General features: G+C 61.7%; 14 protein-coding genes. 7 read left to right on the forward strand and 7 right to left on the reverse strand.

Going from position 1 to position 14,374, the window contains the following annotated elements; genetic code table 11:
• Positions 1–69: 69 nt before the first annotated feature.
• The 4 genes from ilvC to miaA are packed head-to-tail and all read right to left on the reverse strand — an operon-like array spanning position 70 to position 4,432.
• Entirely contained in the window at positions 70–1,089 is a 1,020-nt protein-coding gene (gene ilvC, locus GAL01_RS07815) for a ketol-acid reductoisomerase (RefSeq protein WP_062030597.1), read from the reverse strand.
• Positions 1,089–1,616: an acetolactate synthase small subunit gene (ilvN, locus tag GAL01_RS07820; protein ID WP_062030599.1), complete on the reverse strand. Its 528-nt coding sequence runs from the start codon at positions 1,614–1,616 to the stop codon at positions 1,089–1,091. The genes ilvC and ilvN overlap by 1 nt, the downstream gene beginning before the upstream one ends.
• On the reverse strand, positions 1,616–3,409 hold the full coding sequence (gene ilvB, locus GAL01_RS07825) for a biosynthetic-type acetolactate synthase large subunit (protein WP_082790736.1): 1,794 nt from the start codon (positions 3,407–3,409) through the stop codon (positions 1,616–1,618). Before ilvB ends, ilvN begins: the two co-directional genes overlap by 1 nt.
• A 30-nt stretch (positions 3,410–3,439) precedes the next feature.
• Positions 3,440–4,432, reverse strand: a complete 993-nt coding sequence (gene miaA, locus GAL01_RS07830) for a tRNA (adenosine(37)-N6)-dimethylallyltransferase MiaA (RefSeq protein ID WP_062030603.1) — start codon at positions 4,430–4,432, stop codon at positions 3,440–3,442.
• Between the two features lie 41 nt (positions 4,433–4,473).
• Between miaA and serB the strand changes: the two genes are divergently transcribed.
• Entirely contained in the window at positions 4,474–5,367 is an 894-nt protein-coding gene (gene serB / locus GAL01_RS07835) for a phosphoserine phosphatase SerB (RefSeq protein WP_062030605.1), read from the forward strand.
• A gap of 66 nt (positions 5,368–5,433) precedes the next feature.
• Here the strand turns inward: serB and GAL01_RS16145 are convergent, their stop codons facing one another.
• Together GAL01_RS16145 and GAL01_RS07845 are read right to left on the reverse strand one after the other, a co-directional pair.
• The gene (locus GAL01_RS16145; protein WP_169926412.1) at positions 5,434–6,069 is read right to left on the reverse strand and encodes a hypothetical protein; all 636 of its coding nucleotides are present in this window, start codon (positions 6,067–6,069) and stop codon (positions 5,434–5,436) included.
• Between the two features lie 113 nt (positions 6,070–6,182).
• Complete coding sequence (locus GAL01_RS07845; RefSeq protein ID WP_062032570.1) at positions 6,183–6,728, reverse strand: DUF721 domain-containing protein; 546 nt, start codon at positions 6,726–6,728, stop codon at positions 6,183–6,185.
• Between the two features lie 10 nt (positions 6,729–6,738).
• Here GAL01_RS07845 and mutY point away from each other — a divergent pair, with 10 nt between their 5' ends.
• The 3 genes from mutY (at position 6,739) to GAL01_RS07860 (ending at position 10,700) form a co-directional block, all read left to right on the forward strand.
• The gene (mutY, locus tag GAL01_RS07850) at positions 6,739–7,797 is read left to right on the forward strand and encodes an A/G-specific adenine glycosylase (protein ID WP_062032574.1); all 1,059 of its coding nucleotides are present in this window, start codon (positions 6,739–6,741) and stop codon (positions 7,795–7,797) included.
• Positions 7,794–8,435 carry a hypothetical protein gene (locus GAL01_RS07855; protein ID WP_099253189.1) on the forward strand — a complete coding sequence of 214 codons (642 nt, stop codon included), beginning with the start codon at positions 7,794–7,796 and terminating at the stop codon, positions 8,433–8,435. The genes mutY and GAL01_RS07855 overlap by 4 nt, the downstream gene beginning before the upstream one ends.
• Before the next feature lie 573 nt (positions 8,436–9,008).
• A complete protein-coding gene (locus GAL01_RS07860) occupies positions 9,009–10,700 on the forward strand; it encodes an alpha-keto acid decarboxylase family protein (protein WP_062032582.1) in 1,692 nt (563 codons plus the stop codon).
• 93 nt (positions 10,701–10,793) lie between these two features.
• On the opposite strand, the gene GAL01_RS07865 is transcribed toward GAL01_RS07860, so the two are convergent.
• The gene (locus GAL01_RS07865; protein WP_062032587.1) at positions 10,794–11,858 is read right to left on the reverse strand and encodes a transporter; all 1,065 of its coding nucleotides are present in this window, start codon (positions 11,856–11,858) and stop codon (positions 10,794–10,796) included.
• A 242-nt stretch (positions 11,859–12,100) separates the two neighbouring features.
• On the opposite strand from GAL01_RS07865, the gene GAL01_RS07870 reads away from it, so the two are divergent.
• From GAL01_RS07870 to GAL01_RS07880, 3 genes are all read left to right on the forward strand, one after another.
• On the forward strand, positions 12,101–12,463 hold the full coding sequence (locus tag GAL01_RS07870) for a hypothetical protein (protein ID WP_062032591.1): 363 nt from the start codon (positions 12,101–12,103) through the stop codon (positions 12,461–12,463).
• A gap of 94 nt (positions 12,464–12,557) precedes the next feature.
• A complete protein-coding gene (gene ahcY, locus GAL01_RS07875; protein WP_062032870.1) occupies positions 12,558–13,853 on the forward strand; it encodes an adenosylhomocysteinase in 1,296 nt (431 codons plus the stop codon).
• A gap of 75 nt (positions 13,854–13,928) precedes the next feature.
• Positions 13,929–14,315, forward strand: a complete 387-nt coding sequence (locus tag GAL01_RS07880) for a DUF3597 domain-containing protein (RefSeq protein WP_062032594.1) — start codon at positions 13,929–13,931, stop codon at positions 14,313–14,315.
• Positions 14,316–14,374 lie beyond the last annotated feature (59 nt).

Here is a 14,374-nt window from a genome sequence, read left to right on the forward strand (position 1 = left end):
CCGACGCCCGACAGACGATGATACGTCCCGTTTCCGGGAAGCCGAATCCGGCCTCCCGAACCCGCCTGATCAGTTCTTGCTCTTGTCGACCAGCTTGCCCTTGGCAATCCACGGCATCATCGCACGCAGCTTCTCGCCGGTCTTCTCGATCTGGTGCGCGTCGTTTCGGGCGCGGATGGCCTTGAAGCCAACGCCACCGGACTGGTTCTCAAGGATGAAGTTGCGAACGAACGTGCCGTCCTGGATGTCCGTCAGGACGCGCTTCATCTCAGCCTTGGTTTCCGCCGTGATGATGCGCGGACCCGTCACGTACTCGCCATACTCCGCAGTATTGGAGATGGAGTAGTTCATGTTGGAGATGCCACCTTCGTAGATCAGATCCACGATCAGCTTCATCTCGTGCAGGCACTCGAAATAAGCCATTTCCGGCGCATATCCGCCTTCAACCAGCGTCTCGAAGCCGGCGCGGATCAGATCGACCACACCACCACACAGGACAGCCTGTTCGCCAAACAGATCGGTTTCGACTTCTTCCTTGAAGGTTGTCTCGATGATGCCTGCACGGCCGCCACCATTGGCGCTGGCATAGGACAGAGCGATTTCGAGCGCATTGCCCGAAGCATTCTGCGCCACGGCCACGAGGGACGGAACGCCACCACCACGCTGATATTCGGAACGGACCGTGTGGCCCGGGCCCTTCGGCGCGATCAGGAACACGTCCAGATCCGGACGGGCTTCAATGATGCGGAAATGGATGGACAGACCATGCGCGAAGGCAAGGGCTGCGCCCTGCTTCAGGTTCTTCTCAAGGCTGTCCTTGTACAGGGCGCCCTGGCCTTCATCCGGCGTCAGAACCATGACCACATCGGCCCACGCGGCTGCGTCTTCCGGGGACATGACCTTGAAACCGGCCTCTTCAGCCTTCTTGACGGCAGAAGACGTCGGACGCAGGCCGATGACGATGTCCGTCAGGCCGCTGTCCTTGAGGTTGTTGGCATGAGCGTGACCCTGGCTGCCATAGCCGATGATCGCGACTTTCTTGCTCTTGATCAGATTCAGATCGGCATCGCGATCATAATATACCCGCATCAGACAGGCTCCTTTTTAAGGTGAAAGACTGAAGGACCGCGCCCGATGGCGGCAATCCCGGTGCGCGAAACCTCGGCCAGACCAAGGGGGCGCATCAACTCGATGAACGCGTCGATCTTCTCGGGCGACCCCGTCAGCTCGAACACGAAACTCGTGGCCGTCGTATCCACGGGCCGCGCACGGAACGAATCCGCAATGCGCAGGGCCTCCGTCCGGCGCTCGCCGGACGAGACGATCTTCACCAGCGCAAGCTCGCGGCCCACATACGGGCCTTCCTGCGTCAGGTCGCAGACATCATGCACCGGGATCAGGCGCTTGAGCTGCGCCTTGATCTGCTGGATCACCATCGGCGTGCCCGACGTCAGCACCGTGATGCGCGAGAGCTTCTGCTCCGCATCCACCAGCGCCACCGTCAGGCTCTCGATGTTGTAGCCCCGGCCGGAAAACAGGCCCACCACGCGGGCCAGCGCGCCACTTTCGTCCTCGATCAGGACTGAAATGACCGAATTCTGGATCGTCTCCGTCATCAGACCAGCATCTTCCCTTCTTCGGTCAGTCCCGCCGCTTCGGAATCCTGATCCGGACCCAGCAGCATCTGGTTATGCGCCGCACCCGATGGAATCATCGGATAGCAGTTCTCGCCCTCGGCCACGCAGATATCGGCCACGACCGGCCCATCATGCGCCAGCATCCGGCGGATCACGTCATCCAGCTCACCCACATGCGTCGCCCGCATCCCGGTCGCATGGAACGCTTCGGCCAGCTTCACGAAGTCCGGCAGCGCTTCACTGTAGGACTGCGAATACCGCGAGCCATGAAGCAGTTCCTGCCACTGACGGACCATGCCCATATAGTGGTTGTTCAGGATGAAGATCTTCACCGGCAGGCGATACTGCGCGATCGTCCCCAGTTCCTGGATGTTCATGAGCGTGGACGCCTCACCGGCGATGTCGATCACCAGCGCATCCGGATGCGCCACCTGCGCGCCTACGGCAGCCGGCAGACCATAGCCCATCGTCCCCAGCCCACCCGACGTCAGCCAGCGGTTCGGCTTGTCGAACTGGAAGTGCTGGGCTGCCCACATCTGGTGCTGACCAACTTCGGTGGACACGAACGTATCACGACCCGTTTCCTTCGCCAGCTCATACAGACGGCGAACCGCATGCTGCGGACGGATGACGGCAGACGGCGTCATGTCCTGCGTAAAGCCAAACCCGTCCACACTCCGCCAGGACGCAATCTGGTTCCACCAGGTCGACAGATCCGGCGTAGGGGTCTCCCCCCAGCCTTCGAGCAGCGCTTCAAGCGTATCGCGCACATCGCCTTCGATCCGCACATCCACCGGCACGATCTTGTCGATCTGGCTTGGGTCAATATCGGCATGAACCTTGAACGAATTGGGCGAGAACGCATCCACACGCCCCGTCACGCGGTCATCGAAACGCGACCCCAGAGCGATCAGCAGATCACAGCCATGCGTGGCCATGTTCGCCTCGACCGAACCGTGCATCCCCAGCATACCCAGGAACTGCGGATCAGGAGACGGAAACGCCCCCAGCCCCATCAGCGTGGATGTCACCGGGAAACCGGTCTTGCGCGCTAGACGACGCAGCAGGTCCGACGCTTCCGGCCCGGAATTGATGATGCCACCCCCCGTATAGAAGAGCGGGCGCTTCGCCGTCTTCATGGCTTCGAGGGTCCGGGCGATCGCCTCCGCATCCGGCCCACCCTGATGGCGCAGCCGCTGGAGGCGCGACAGTGCCGGCTTCGTCAGCGGCGCCTTGCCGACCGTGATGTCCTTGGGCAGATCCACCAGAACCGGCCCCGGACGCCCCGAGCGTGCCACCTCGAACGCCTCACGCACGGTCTGCGCCAGCGTTCCGGGCTCCCGGACGAGATAGTTGTGCTTGGTCGCAGGGCGCGTGATGCCGGTCGTGTCGGCTTCCTGAAACGCATCATTGCCGATCAGCTTCGTCGGCACCTGCCCCGCCAGACAGACGAGCGGAATGGAATCCATCAGCGCGTCCACAAGCCCGGTCACGGCATTGGTCGCCCCCGGACCCGACGTCACCAGAACCACGCCAACCTTGCCCGTCGAGCGCGCATAGGCTTCCGCCGCATGAACGGCGGCCTGCTCATGACGCACAAGAATGTGTCGAATCCGGTCCTGCTTGAAAAGAGCATCGTAAATCGGAAGGACAGCCCCACCCGGATATCCGAATATGACCTCCACACCCTCTTCATCGAGAACGCGCAGAAGCACTTCCGCGCCATTCAGCGCCTCGTTGCCTGTTCCTGCGTCTCTTTCAGCAGCCGTCACCGTTTCCTCCCAAGGTATGAGCGGCGGGATTTAGGACGACAACGCGGCGGCGTCAACTCGTTCCGATATAAAGTTCTCTATTTTTTCATAATGACTTTCCGATTCTTGCGCAAAATGGGTATATCTGCGCAACGAAATCATCGCGTCACCCTCTTTTCCCAACGCATGATGCCGGAACCACGTCGCCTGCCGCCGCGTATAGCGCCCGATGGCAAGGACCGCGGATTTCCGCGCTTCCTCAAGCATTTCTTCTCCTCGCAGAACGGAGGCCAGTTCAGGCACGCCATGAGCACGCATGGCAGGTAGAACCGGATCAAGCCCTCTCTCCAGCAGACGGGACACTTCCTCCAGAGCCCCGGCCTCCAGCATCTGCCCGAATCTGACATCAATCGCCCGGCGCAACCCCTCCCGCTCAGGGTCAAGCTGCACGGACACAAACCGGCACGGCGCAGGTGGCAAACCCGGCTGCGACCGCCACCAGGCCAGCCCATGCCCTGTCCCCGTCCAGACCTCCCAAGCCCGCGAAATCCGCTGCGTATCGTTCGGACGCAGACCAGACGCCGTTTCAGGGTCAACCTGCATCAGACGCCCATGCAGCGCCTCCGGCCCGATCCCTTCCGCCAGCCCCCGTGCTTCGGTCCGCGCAGCGTCTCCGGGGGCCGGCACCTCCACCAGACCATCCGTCAGCGCCCGCAGATACATCCCCGTCCCACCACACAGGATCGGCATGCGCCCCACGGCCCACGCCTCGTCCATTTCCCGCAGGGCTTCGGATCGCCACCAAGCCACACTTCCCGGCACAGCCGCATCCAGAACCCCGTAAAGCCGGTGCGGGACAGCAGCCTCATCCGCATCATCAGGCCGGGCCGTCAGAATCCGCAGATCGCGGTAAACCTGCATGGAATCCGCGTTGATAACCGTACCGTCAAAGCGTCGCGCAAGGTCGAGCGCCAGTGCTGACTTGCCGGAGCACGTCGGTCCGGCCACAATGATCGCAGTTTTTGTTGTCTTCGGGGCGTTCATTCTCCCCTCCTGCCACACGTGCCGGACCGTTACGAGATCTCATGTCCCTTCCTGCCGTCCTGACCCTCATCGCCGACCGAAAATCCGGCCCCCTCAAACCCGAGGCCATCGACATGGCCCGCGCGCTCGTCAAGGGTAACGCGCCGATCGTCCTGTCTCCGGGCGAAGCGGTCGACATTCCCTGCCCGCCGCCGCGCCCCGGTTCGGCCAACATCGCCACGATCCGCGCAACGCTCGCGCCCTATCGTGTCGATGCGCTGCTTCTCAAAACGCGCGGTCGCCGCCGGGCTGTCCTCGTCGCGGACATGGACAGCACCATTGTCACGGGCGAAACGCTGGACGAACTGGCGGACCTTCTGGGCTGCGGGGAAGACGTCGCGGCCATCACCCGCGCCTCCATGAACGGCGAGCTGGATTTCGAAACCGCGCTCGAACAGCGCGTGGCCCTTCTGGCCGGAAAGCCCGCTTCGGTTCTCGAACAGGTCTGGGAGTCCGTCACCCTGACGGAAGGCGCCCGCGAACTCGTGCAGACCATGCGCAAGCATAATGGCCGCACGGCGCTCGTCTCAGGCGGCTTCACATGGTTTACACAGCGCGTAGCCGAACTGTGCGGATTCGACGAAAATTACGGCAATGAACTGGAAATCGCAGACGGCAAAATCACCGGCGGTCTCGCTGGCCCGATCCTCGGCCCCGACGCCAAGCGCGATCATCTCGAACGCCTGACCTCAGAGCGCGGCGTGCAGCTTCGCGCAGCCCTGACAACCGGCGACGGCGCCAACGACATCCCCATGCTCGCCAGCGCGGGCCTCGGTCTGGCCTTCCATGCCAAACCGAATGTCCGCCGCATCATTCCCACCCAAATCAACTTCGCCAGCCTGCGCGCGCATCTTTTCGCACAGGGCTATCATGCGAAGGATTTCGTCACGGACTGACCGGGCTCAAACCCGCAGAATACGAAAAAGCCGCCGGAGAGAGATTCTCCGGCGGCTTTTTTTTGATCAGTATCCCCAGGTGTAAGGCGGCACACCCGAATAGGACGGCGCGGCGTAATAACCGGGAGCATATCCGTATCCGCCGTACCCACCACCATAGCCATAAGGCGAAGCCTCGATCGCCATGCCGGTCGCAACGCCGAGTCCGACACCCAGGCCCCAACCGCCCCAGCCCCAGCCGCCGCCCCAGCCCGGCATTCCCCAGCCATAGCCAAACCAGCCTGGTCCACCCCAGCCGTTCCAGCCACCCCAGCCCGGATAGCCCCAGCCGCCAAAGCGCGGGCCACCCCAGCCTCCGCCCCAGCCGCCACCACGGAATCCCCATCCGGGACGGCCACCGCCATAGCCACCGCCGCCCCAACCTCCATGATATCCACCACCGGGAGGGCGGAATCCACCACCGCCCGGACCATGAAAGCCACCTCCCATCCCGCCGGGTCTCATCCCCCCGCCCATACCACCGGGTCCCATGCCGCCACCGTGAAAGCCCCCACCGGGGCCTCCACCGCCATGAAATCCACCGCCTCCGCCACCCGGACCTCCGCCCGGGCCGCCCCCATGCTGCGCAAAGGCGGGAGCGGAAATCGTGGACGCCAGCAAGGCCAGCATCAGTGCAACGGCCGGTTTGTATGTGAGGGTCATGGCAAGTCTCCTGCGGGAAAGCCCGATCATATGTCCCATATCGGCATTACCAGATCGTGTAGGAAGAGGGCCTTTCCATGACGAAACAACTTGTTTCACGTGAAACACTTCCGTCACCTTCGCTTCCGCTTCGCGCCCAGATGCCCCCCAAGGCTTTCCAGTGCCAGACGAAGCTCCTCATCCTCAATATCCGGCACTTCAATCTGCAACGGTTTCGGACGCTTCGGCGTCGGCCGTTCGAACGCCACCAGATCCTGAACAATCTTCAGGCGCTCGATCCCATATTCGCCCCGCAGCCCACAGGCCACATTGATACGCTCGATGATCTGCGGCGCCAGATGCTGAAGCTCCATGGCAATCGGTCCCGCACAGGCCAGCGTCAGCGTTCCCGCCGACAGACGGCGCGGTTCAGTCTGTTTGGACAGACGCGGACCGACAAAATCCGCCCAGTCCATCATCAGACGCGCCAGAACCGGTGGCTTCTTCTTGAAGACAGGCTGTGTCAGCGCCTGCACGAAAGACCCGATCTGCTTCGTGCCCGAACGGCGCGGCGTCCAGTTGCGATCAGGCGCGGGAACCCAGCCATCAGGCTCCTGCGCCGGTTTCTTTCGGGCCGTATTTCGCAACGGGCGCTTGTCCGAACCGCGATCCTTCGTCATATCCGTTCCCGTGACTCCTGATGCATCCGCCCTGCTGCGCTGGTACGACCACCACCGCCGCGCCCTTCCCTGGCGCAGCCTGCCCGGCCAGCGTCCAGACCCATATGCCGTCTGGCTGAGCGAGATCATGCTCCAGCAGACGACCGTCAAAGCCGTCATATCCTATTACGAGCGCTTTCTCACGCATTACCCTACAGTCCAAGACCTCGCGGCGGCTCCGCTCGAAGACGTCCTGCACCTCTGGGCCGGCCTCGGCTACTATGCCCGTGCCCGCAATCTCCATGCCTGTGCGAAACGCGTCTCCGAACGCGGCGGTTTCCCAGACACGGTCACAGAATTGCTGACCCTTCCCGGAATCGGTGCCTACACGGCTCGCGCCATTGCCGCCATCGCCTTTGGGCGCCCCGTCGTCCCCGTTGACGGCAATGTCGAGCGCGTCACGGCCCGCCTCAACGCAACCGAAGAACCACTCCCGGCTGCGCGACCCCTTCTGGCGAAACAGGCCGCGCTCCTAAACGCCGATCCTGTCGCGCAAAGCCGTCCCTCCGACTTCGCACAGGCCCTGTTCGACCTCGGCGCAACGATCTGCACGCCCCGCAACCCTGCATGCCTGACCTGCCCCTGGCAGACCTCCTGCATCGCCCATGCTCGCGGAATCGCAGCCCAACTCCCGGCCAAACAGCCCAAACAGACACGCCCCACCCGTTACGGCGTACATTTCCTCCTGCACGATTCCAGCGGTCAGATCCTGCTGCGAACCCGCCCTCCCACCGGCCTTCTGGGCGGCATGGACGAGCTTCCCGGAACGGACTGGCGCAGCGCACCCTGGAGCAAAGACGAAGCCCTTGGTCATGCGCCCTGCCTGACCGACTGGACCAACAGAGGCGAAATCCGCCACGTCTTCACCCATTTCACCCTGTTCCTCACGGTCTATGAGGCTTGCCTTCCACAGGGCCATAATGCAGGGATCGATTCCTCTTTCGGCACGTTCCGTTCAACGAAACGCGCCGCTCTGCCCGGCGTCATGAAGAAATGTCTGGCTCTCACCCAACAGCCTTCGGAGACATGATGACTGAGACCCCTCCGACACTCCGCCTCTGGTTCATGGACTGGTTCGGCTGGATGCTCGATCACAACTCCCTGAAAGACGCGCTGTGCCGCACTCCTTTTCAGGAAGGCCGCCTTCCGGGCCTCAGCGCCAGCGTTCCGCTGCCTTTCCAGCTTCCCTGCCGTCCGCTACTGGAAAAACGGATTTCAATGCCCCGCCCCTTTCCCGAAATGGAACTGCGGGAACATGCCCCAAACCGCGTGGTCTTTTTCCTTCCACAGAGCGGAACCTATCTGAGAAGCGCCCCAACCGGCGCGGATTCGATAGATTTCGGAGCCCCCGAGCCAAGGGAATGGGAAACGTTCTTTCCCATGACAATGGAAATGCTGCGCGGGCTCTCCCTGATCCTGAAGCCCGACATCGTAAGCCTGAAAGACGACGCGGGACACAGCCTTCCCGCCCCCGCACTCCAGCACGGCTCCTCACTCCAGTTCGGTGACAGATCCCTCCCCCTGTTCCTGAATACGGCGGCCCTGATCCAGATCGGCCAGATCATGCCCGGAAACACCACCAGCCTCGCACTCACATGGAGCGCCGACGCCCCGCCAACTCCCGTCACCGCTTCCCGCGAAGCCCCCACCCAGCCGCCTTCCCCTTAAAAACAGCTCCTGATCCACAAGGCGCAGACATACCTCCTGCACGCCTTGCGGATCAGGAGATGCTCCGTTACCTGTAATATTTGAACAAGACCTTTCTGGTCCTCATCGGTTCCACGGAAATTCCCTGTCTGTATTGGATTCTCCCTCATGAGAAAGGGTTTTTTCAATTAATTGTAATTTTTGATTGATGTCCTTCACAGACAGAATTTTTATTCTAAACATTCATGCGTCTGGAGCAGACAGGTATTTCATACGAAGCCGGTCTGCTTTCCGGCTGTCATGGGAAGATATGTCGCCAACAGGTTCTTTTCTTGCCGCGTTCAGGGGCCGTCCTTACGGAACGGACCGTTTATTGTCTTATACTGTTCATTATTTAACGACAGACAATCGCTATCCCGGCCTTTACGATTTTCCACTCTCCCCTGACGGCACGTTACCCCCGACACCCTGCTCCAGACACCAGCCCGCAACCTGCCATCCGCCTGTCTCTGGTCAGATGACTGCATGGTCCTGTCAGCACGCCAGACCATCCAGTCATCTGACCGTCCCTATGGCTCCTGAGGTATCGAAATCATGACCTACACTGTCGGACATTATCTTTCCGAACGCCTGACGCAGATCGGCCTGAAGCACCATTTCGCCGTCGCGGGCGACTACAACCTCGTTCTGCTCGACCAGATGATCGAACAGGGCGGCACCAAGCAGATCTATGACTGCAACGAGTTGAACTGCTCCTTCGCCGCCGAAGGCTATGCCCGCGCCAATGGTGCCGCCGCAGCCATCATCACCTTCAGCGTCGGCGCGATTTCCGCCATGAACGGTCTGGGCGGCGCCTACGCCGAAAACCTGCCGATCCTCGTGATTTCCGGCGCGCCGAACACCAACGATCACGGTTCGGGCCATGTCCTGCACCACACGATCGGCACGACCGAATACAGCTACCAGATGGAAATGGCCAAGCACGTCACCTGTGCGGCCGAAAGCATCACCTCCGCCGAGACGGCCCCGGCGAAGATCGACCATGTCATCCGCACCATGCTGCGCGAGAAGAAGCCAGCCTATCTCGAAATCGCCTGTAACGTCTCGGCCGCACCCTGTGTCCGTCCGGGTCCGGTGTCGTCCCTGCACGCCCACCCACGCCCCGACGAAGCCAGCCTCAAGGCCGCTCTGGACGAAAGCCTGAGCTTCCTCGACAAGGCCACCAAGGTCGCCATCCTCGTCGGCACCAAGCTGCGCGCCGCCGAAGCGCTCAAAGAAACCGTCGAACTGGCCGACAAGCTCAACTGCCCCGTGACGGTCATGGCTGCCGCCAAGAGCTACTTCCCCGAAACGCATCCCGGCTTCCGGGGCGTCTACTGGGGCGATGTCAGCAGCCCCGGTGCCCAGGAGATCATCGAAGGCGCCGACGCCGTGATCTGCCTTGCTCCCGTCTGGAACGACTACTCCTCGGGCGGCTGGCAGAGCATCATCCGCGGCGAAAAGGTTCTCGAAATCGATCCGGACCGTGTGACCGTCAACGGCAAGACCTTCGACGGCTTCCGCCTCAAGGAATTCGTCAAGGCCCTGACCGAGAAGGCCCCGAAGAAGTCCGCAGCCCTGACCGGCGAATACAAGCCCGTCATCCTGCCCAAGGCCGATCAGGCCAAGCCGCTGACCAACGACGAAATGACCCGCCAGATCAACGATCTGGTCGACGGCAACACCACCCTTTTCGCCGAGACCGGCGACTCATGGTTCAACGCCATGCGCATGCATCTTCCCGAAGGTGCGAAGGTCGAGACGGAAATGCAGTGGGGCCATATCGGCTGGTCCGTTCCGTCCATGTTCGGCAACGCCACCGGCTCGCCGGAGCGCAAGCATGTGCTGATGGTTGGTGACGGCTCCTTCCAGCTCACCGCGCAGGAAGTGGCCCAGATGGTCCGCTACGAACTGCCGGTCATCATCTTCCTGGTGAACAACCACGGCTACGTCATCGAAATCGCCATCCATGATGGCCCGTACAACTACATCCAGAACTGGGATTACGCCGCTCTGATGCAGTGCTTCAACCAGGGCGTCCCCGGCGAGGAAAGCGGCAAGTACGGTCTCGGCCTGCATGCCACGACGGGCGAAGAACTGGCCGAAGCCATCGCCAAGGCCAAGAAGAACACCCGTGGCCCGACGCTCATCGAGTGCAAGCTCGACCGGACGGACTGCACCAAGACACTGGTCCAGTGGGGCAAGGCCGTTGCAGCCGCAAACTCCCGCAAGCCCCAGAACACCTGATCAACACCTGACCACAAACAGGTCTCCAAAGAAAAACCCCCGTGTCAGACACGGGGGTTTTTTCTTTTGTACCACATGAAAACCTGACGACCGTCAGAGCAGACGCGCGACCTTCATGAACAGAAACGTCACGCTCATGAAGACGAAACAGACAATGCCTGCCTCCACGGTCCCCAGCGATCCCTGAGCCAGAAACATCCCGCCGGTATTCATGCCGAAGAACCCGGTTACGAATGTCGCGGGCAGCATCAACGTGGTCCCGACGGAAACGATATACAGCCGCCGGTTGGTCTCTTCCGCCTGATTGGACCCGAGTTCGTCCTGCAACGACCGCGCACGGTCCTGAAGCGCGATCAGATCGTCCAGAGCCGCATGAACCTGCCGTTCCGCCCGGTCCCGCAGTTCATCCTCGGCCCAGTCCGGAAGATCCAGATCTTCGTCTTTCAGAACACGGTCAATCGGCGTCACAACCCGGCGCAGCTCGGTCGCACGACGGCGCACCTTGCCCACGATACTACCCAGATGCCCCAGATCGGAGCGATGCTCGATCAGCAGAAGCACATCTTCCGCCCGGTCCAGCTCATCATCCAGATGCCCGAGCTGACGCCGCACGGTCCCGGTAAATTCCCGCAAGGCACGATCAATGATCCCCGCAGGCGTCCTGGGGATCTGATCCGGCCGCAGGGAACGATAGGCCGCTCCCAGCACCGGAATGGGATTGCGCCGCGTCGTAATCAGCAGATCCGGGCGCATCGCAAACCGCCAGGCACAGATCTCCCGGTCTTCTTCGGACAGCGCATCGTCAAAGGCTGGGAGCGCCCCCCAGATCAGATCCTCGAACGCCTCAAGCGCAATCCCATATTCTGTCTCGGCCAGCATCGCACAGACGTCTTCGGGCAGATCCGGCAGATGTGCGACATACCCCCGCGCCGAACTGTGCACCGTATCGAAATGCAGCCAGTACCAGCCTTCGTTCTCAAGCGGACGTCCCGGCGCCAGGAGCGCCTCCACCTCGGCCGATCCCAGCGTCCGCAGATCCTGCCCCGGAACGGCATGCACGGCCCAGACAAGCCCGTTTGCGAACGCAGGCGCGCCGGTTTCCTGATGCTGTGGGTCCAGAACCGTGAAGGGGAAGTTGTAGGCAGTGCTGTCTGACACGACATCCTCCTGTTTTCAGGGGGTTCAGGACCGGCAGAACCGGCATGCAGGTTCAACAGAAACGACGGGGCAACGCGCCCTCTCCGGCTTCTCGCATGCCCTGCATACAGACGCAATATACCCGTCTTTCCGCACCGAAACCGTCCCGCGAATGCAACTCCACCCCAAACAGACAGTTAAAACACCATATCGCAATGAGTCAGCCCTGACACACGGGCACGCTCCTCCGGAAAGGAACATTCATGTCCATCCGCACAGCTTTCTTCGCCAGCAGCCTCCTGCTCGTCACTGCAATCGCTGCTCCTGCAATGGCCCAGGCGGTCAGCGCTCCCAGCAACGACCAGCCACAGACCTCGACCTCTGCGATCCAGAAAGCGCAGAACTCCACGGTCAGCCAGCCGAACAACGCCCTGCCAACCAACCCGCGCACCATAACCGAACAGCCGGACCAGCCCGCTCCCGCCGCGCCCAGCCCCATGACCCGCAGTACGAACGAAACGGGCCCCGTCCCGTCGGACCAGAAGGACGTGCACAAGCTTCCCGGCAAGCATCATCACACGCATAAAAAGACGCCTGCTCCGAGCAAGACGTCGTCGCCGGAATAAGACGGAAAAGCCTATTGCCGGGCCCGCCCTTTCCGCGGGTCCGCCAAGCCTTTATACAGGCAGCCATCCAAAGATGGGCAGCAAGGGCCATTTCATGACGACGCAGGATTACAAGGTTCGCGACATTACTCTGGCAGACTGGGGCCGCAAGGAAATCTCCATCGCCGAAGGCGAAATGCCGGGCCTGATGGCTCTTCGCGAAGAGTACAAGGACAAACAGCCGCTCAAGGGCGCACGCATCGCCGGCTGTCTGCACATGACCATTCAGACCGCCGTTCTGATCGAGACACTGATCGATCTGGGCGCCACGGTCCGCTGGTCCTCGTGCAACATTTTCTCCACGCAGGATCACGCCGCCGCCGCCATCGCCGCAGCGAACATCCCCGTCTTCGCCTGGAAGGGCCTGACGGAAGACGAGTTCAACTGGTGCATCGAGCAGACCATTCATGGTCCCGATGGCTGGACGCCGAACATGATCCTCGATGATGGTGGCGACCTCACCATCATGATGCACGACAAGTACCCCGAAATGCTCAAGGACGTGCGCGGCATCTCCGAAGAGACGACGACGGGCGTGCATCGTCTGTGGGAAATGTCCAAGAAGGGCACGCTGAAGGTTCCGGCCATCAACGTGAACGACAGCGTCACGAAGTCCAAGTTCGACAACCTGTATGGCTGCCGTGAGAGCCTCGTGGACGCGATCCGTCGCGGCACGGACGTCATGATGGCCGGCAAGGTCGCCGTGGTTGCCGGTTACGGCGACGTGGGCAAGGGCTCCGCTGCTTCCCTGCGCAACGCAGGCTGCCGCGTGCTCGTGACCGAAGTCGATCCGATCTGCGCTCTTCAGGCCGCCATGGAAGGCTATGAAGTCGTCACGATGGAAAATGCAGCCCCGCGCGGCGACATCTTCGTCACCTGCACCGGCAACGTGGACATCATCACGATCGACCATGTGCGCGAGATGAAGGACCGTGCGATCGTCTGCAACATCGGTCACTTCGACAGCGAAATCCAGGTCGAAGCCCTGCGCAACTACCGCTGGAACAACATCAAGCCGCAGGTTGACGAGATCGAGCTGGCTCCGAACCGCCGCATCATCCTTCTGTCCGAAGGCCGCCTGGTGAACCTGGGCAACGCAACGGGCCACCCGTCCTTCGTGATGTCCGCGTCCTTCACCAACCAGACCCTGGCGCAGATCGAACTGTGGACGGCAAAGCCCGGCCAGTACGAAGTTAAGGTCTACACCCTGCCGAAGTCTCTGGACGAGAAGGTCGCTGCCCTGCACCTCGCGAAGGTCGGCGCAGAACTTTCCAAAATGTCACAGAAACAGGCGGACTACATCGACGTTCCCGTCAACGGTCCGTTCAAGCACGAAGAATACCGCTACTAAGACGAGGCGGATCAGGAAGGGCGGAATCCCGGTTGCGCCCTTTCCGGATTTCCTTAACCAACAGGAGTTACACTCATGGGTCTTTTCAGCACGATCATGTCCAAGATCTTCGGACATGCAGAAGCCGCCACACCGTCCACCACAGCCGCTCCGGCTGAAGCAGCCGCAGCTCCGGCCACCGCAGCAGCAGCCCCGGCAGCAGCGCCCGTGGATGTGGACGCCGTCCTGTCCGGTCTGGCCGCAAATGCAGGCCAGCCGCTGAACTACAAGACTTCCATCGTGGACCTCCTGAAGCTGCTCGGCCTCGACAGCTCGCTCCAGTCCCGCAAGGAACTGGCCGGTGAGCTGCATTATTCGGGCAGCACGGACGACACCGCGACGATGAACGTCTGGCTCATCAAGCAGGTCTATGCCGAGCTGGCCAAAAATGGCGGCAAGGTTCCGGCTGACTGGACGCACTGATCCGCGTCCCGTCCGCACGGACACCATAAAAAAAGCCCGGCTGTCATCAGCCGGGCTTT

The sequence above is a fragment of the Gluconobacter albidus genome (genome assembly GCF_002723915.1).
GTDB classification, from domain to species: Bacteria; Pseudomonadota; Alphaproteobacteria; order Acetobacterales; family Acetobacteraceae; genus Gluconobacter; species Gluconobacter albidus.

Bases quoted from the DNA above. Each gene is read 5' to 3' on its own strand.
- ilvC (WP_062030597.1), bottom strand. From the start codon at position 1,089: ATGCGGGTATATTATGATCGCGATGCCGATCTGAATCTGATCAAGAGC.
- GAL01_RS07880 (WP_062032594.1), top strand. From the start codon at position 13,929: ATGGGTCTTTTCAGCACGATCATGTCCAAGATCTTCGGACATGCAGAA.
- ilvN (WP_062030599.1), bottom strand. From the start codon at position 1,616: ATGACGGAGACGATCCAGAATTCGGTCATTTCAGTCCTGATCGAGGAC.
- ahcY (WP_062032870.1), top strand. From the start codon at position 12,558: ATGACGACGCAGGATTACAAGGTTCGCGACATTACTCTGGCAGACTGG.
- GAL01_RS07870 (WP_062032591.1), top strand. From the start codon at position 12,101: ATGTCCATCCGCACAGCTTTCTTCGCCAGCAGCCTCCTGCTCGTCACT.
- GAL01_RS16145 (WP_169926412.1), bottom strand. From the start codon at position 6,069: ATGACCCTCACATACAAACCGGCCGTTGCACTGATGCTGGCCTTGCTG.
- GAL01_RS07860 (WP_062032582.1), top strand. From the start codon at position 9,009: ATGACCTACACTGTCGGACATTATCTTTCCGAACGCCTGACGCAGATC.
- serB (WP_062030605.1), top strand. From the start codon at position 4,474: ATGTCCCTTCCTGCCGTCCTGACCCTCATCGCCGACCGAAAATCCGGC.
- miaA (WP_062030603.1), bottom strand. From the start codon at position 4,432: ATGAACGCCCCGAAGACAACAAAAACTGCGATCATTGTGGCCGGACCG.
- GAL01_RS07845 (WP_062032570.1), bottom strand. From the start codon at position 6,728: ATGACGAAGGATCGCGGTTCGGACAAGCGCCCGTTGCGAAATACGGCC.
- GAL01_RS07855 (WP_099253189.1), top strand. From the start codon at position 7,794: ATGATGACTGAGACCCCTCCGACACTCCGCCTCTGGTTCATGGACTGG.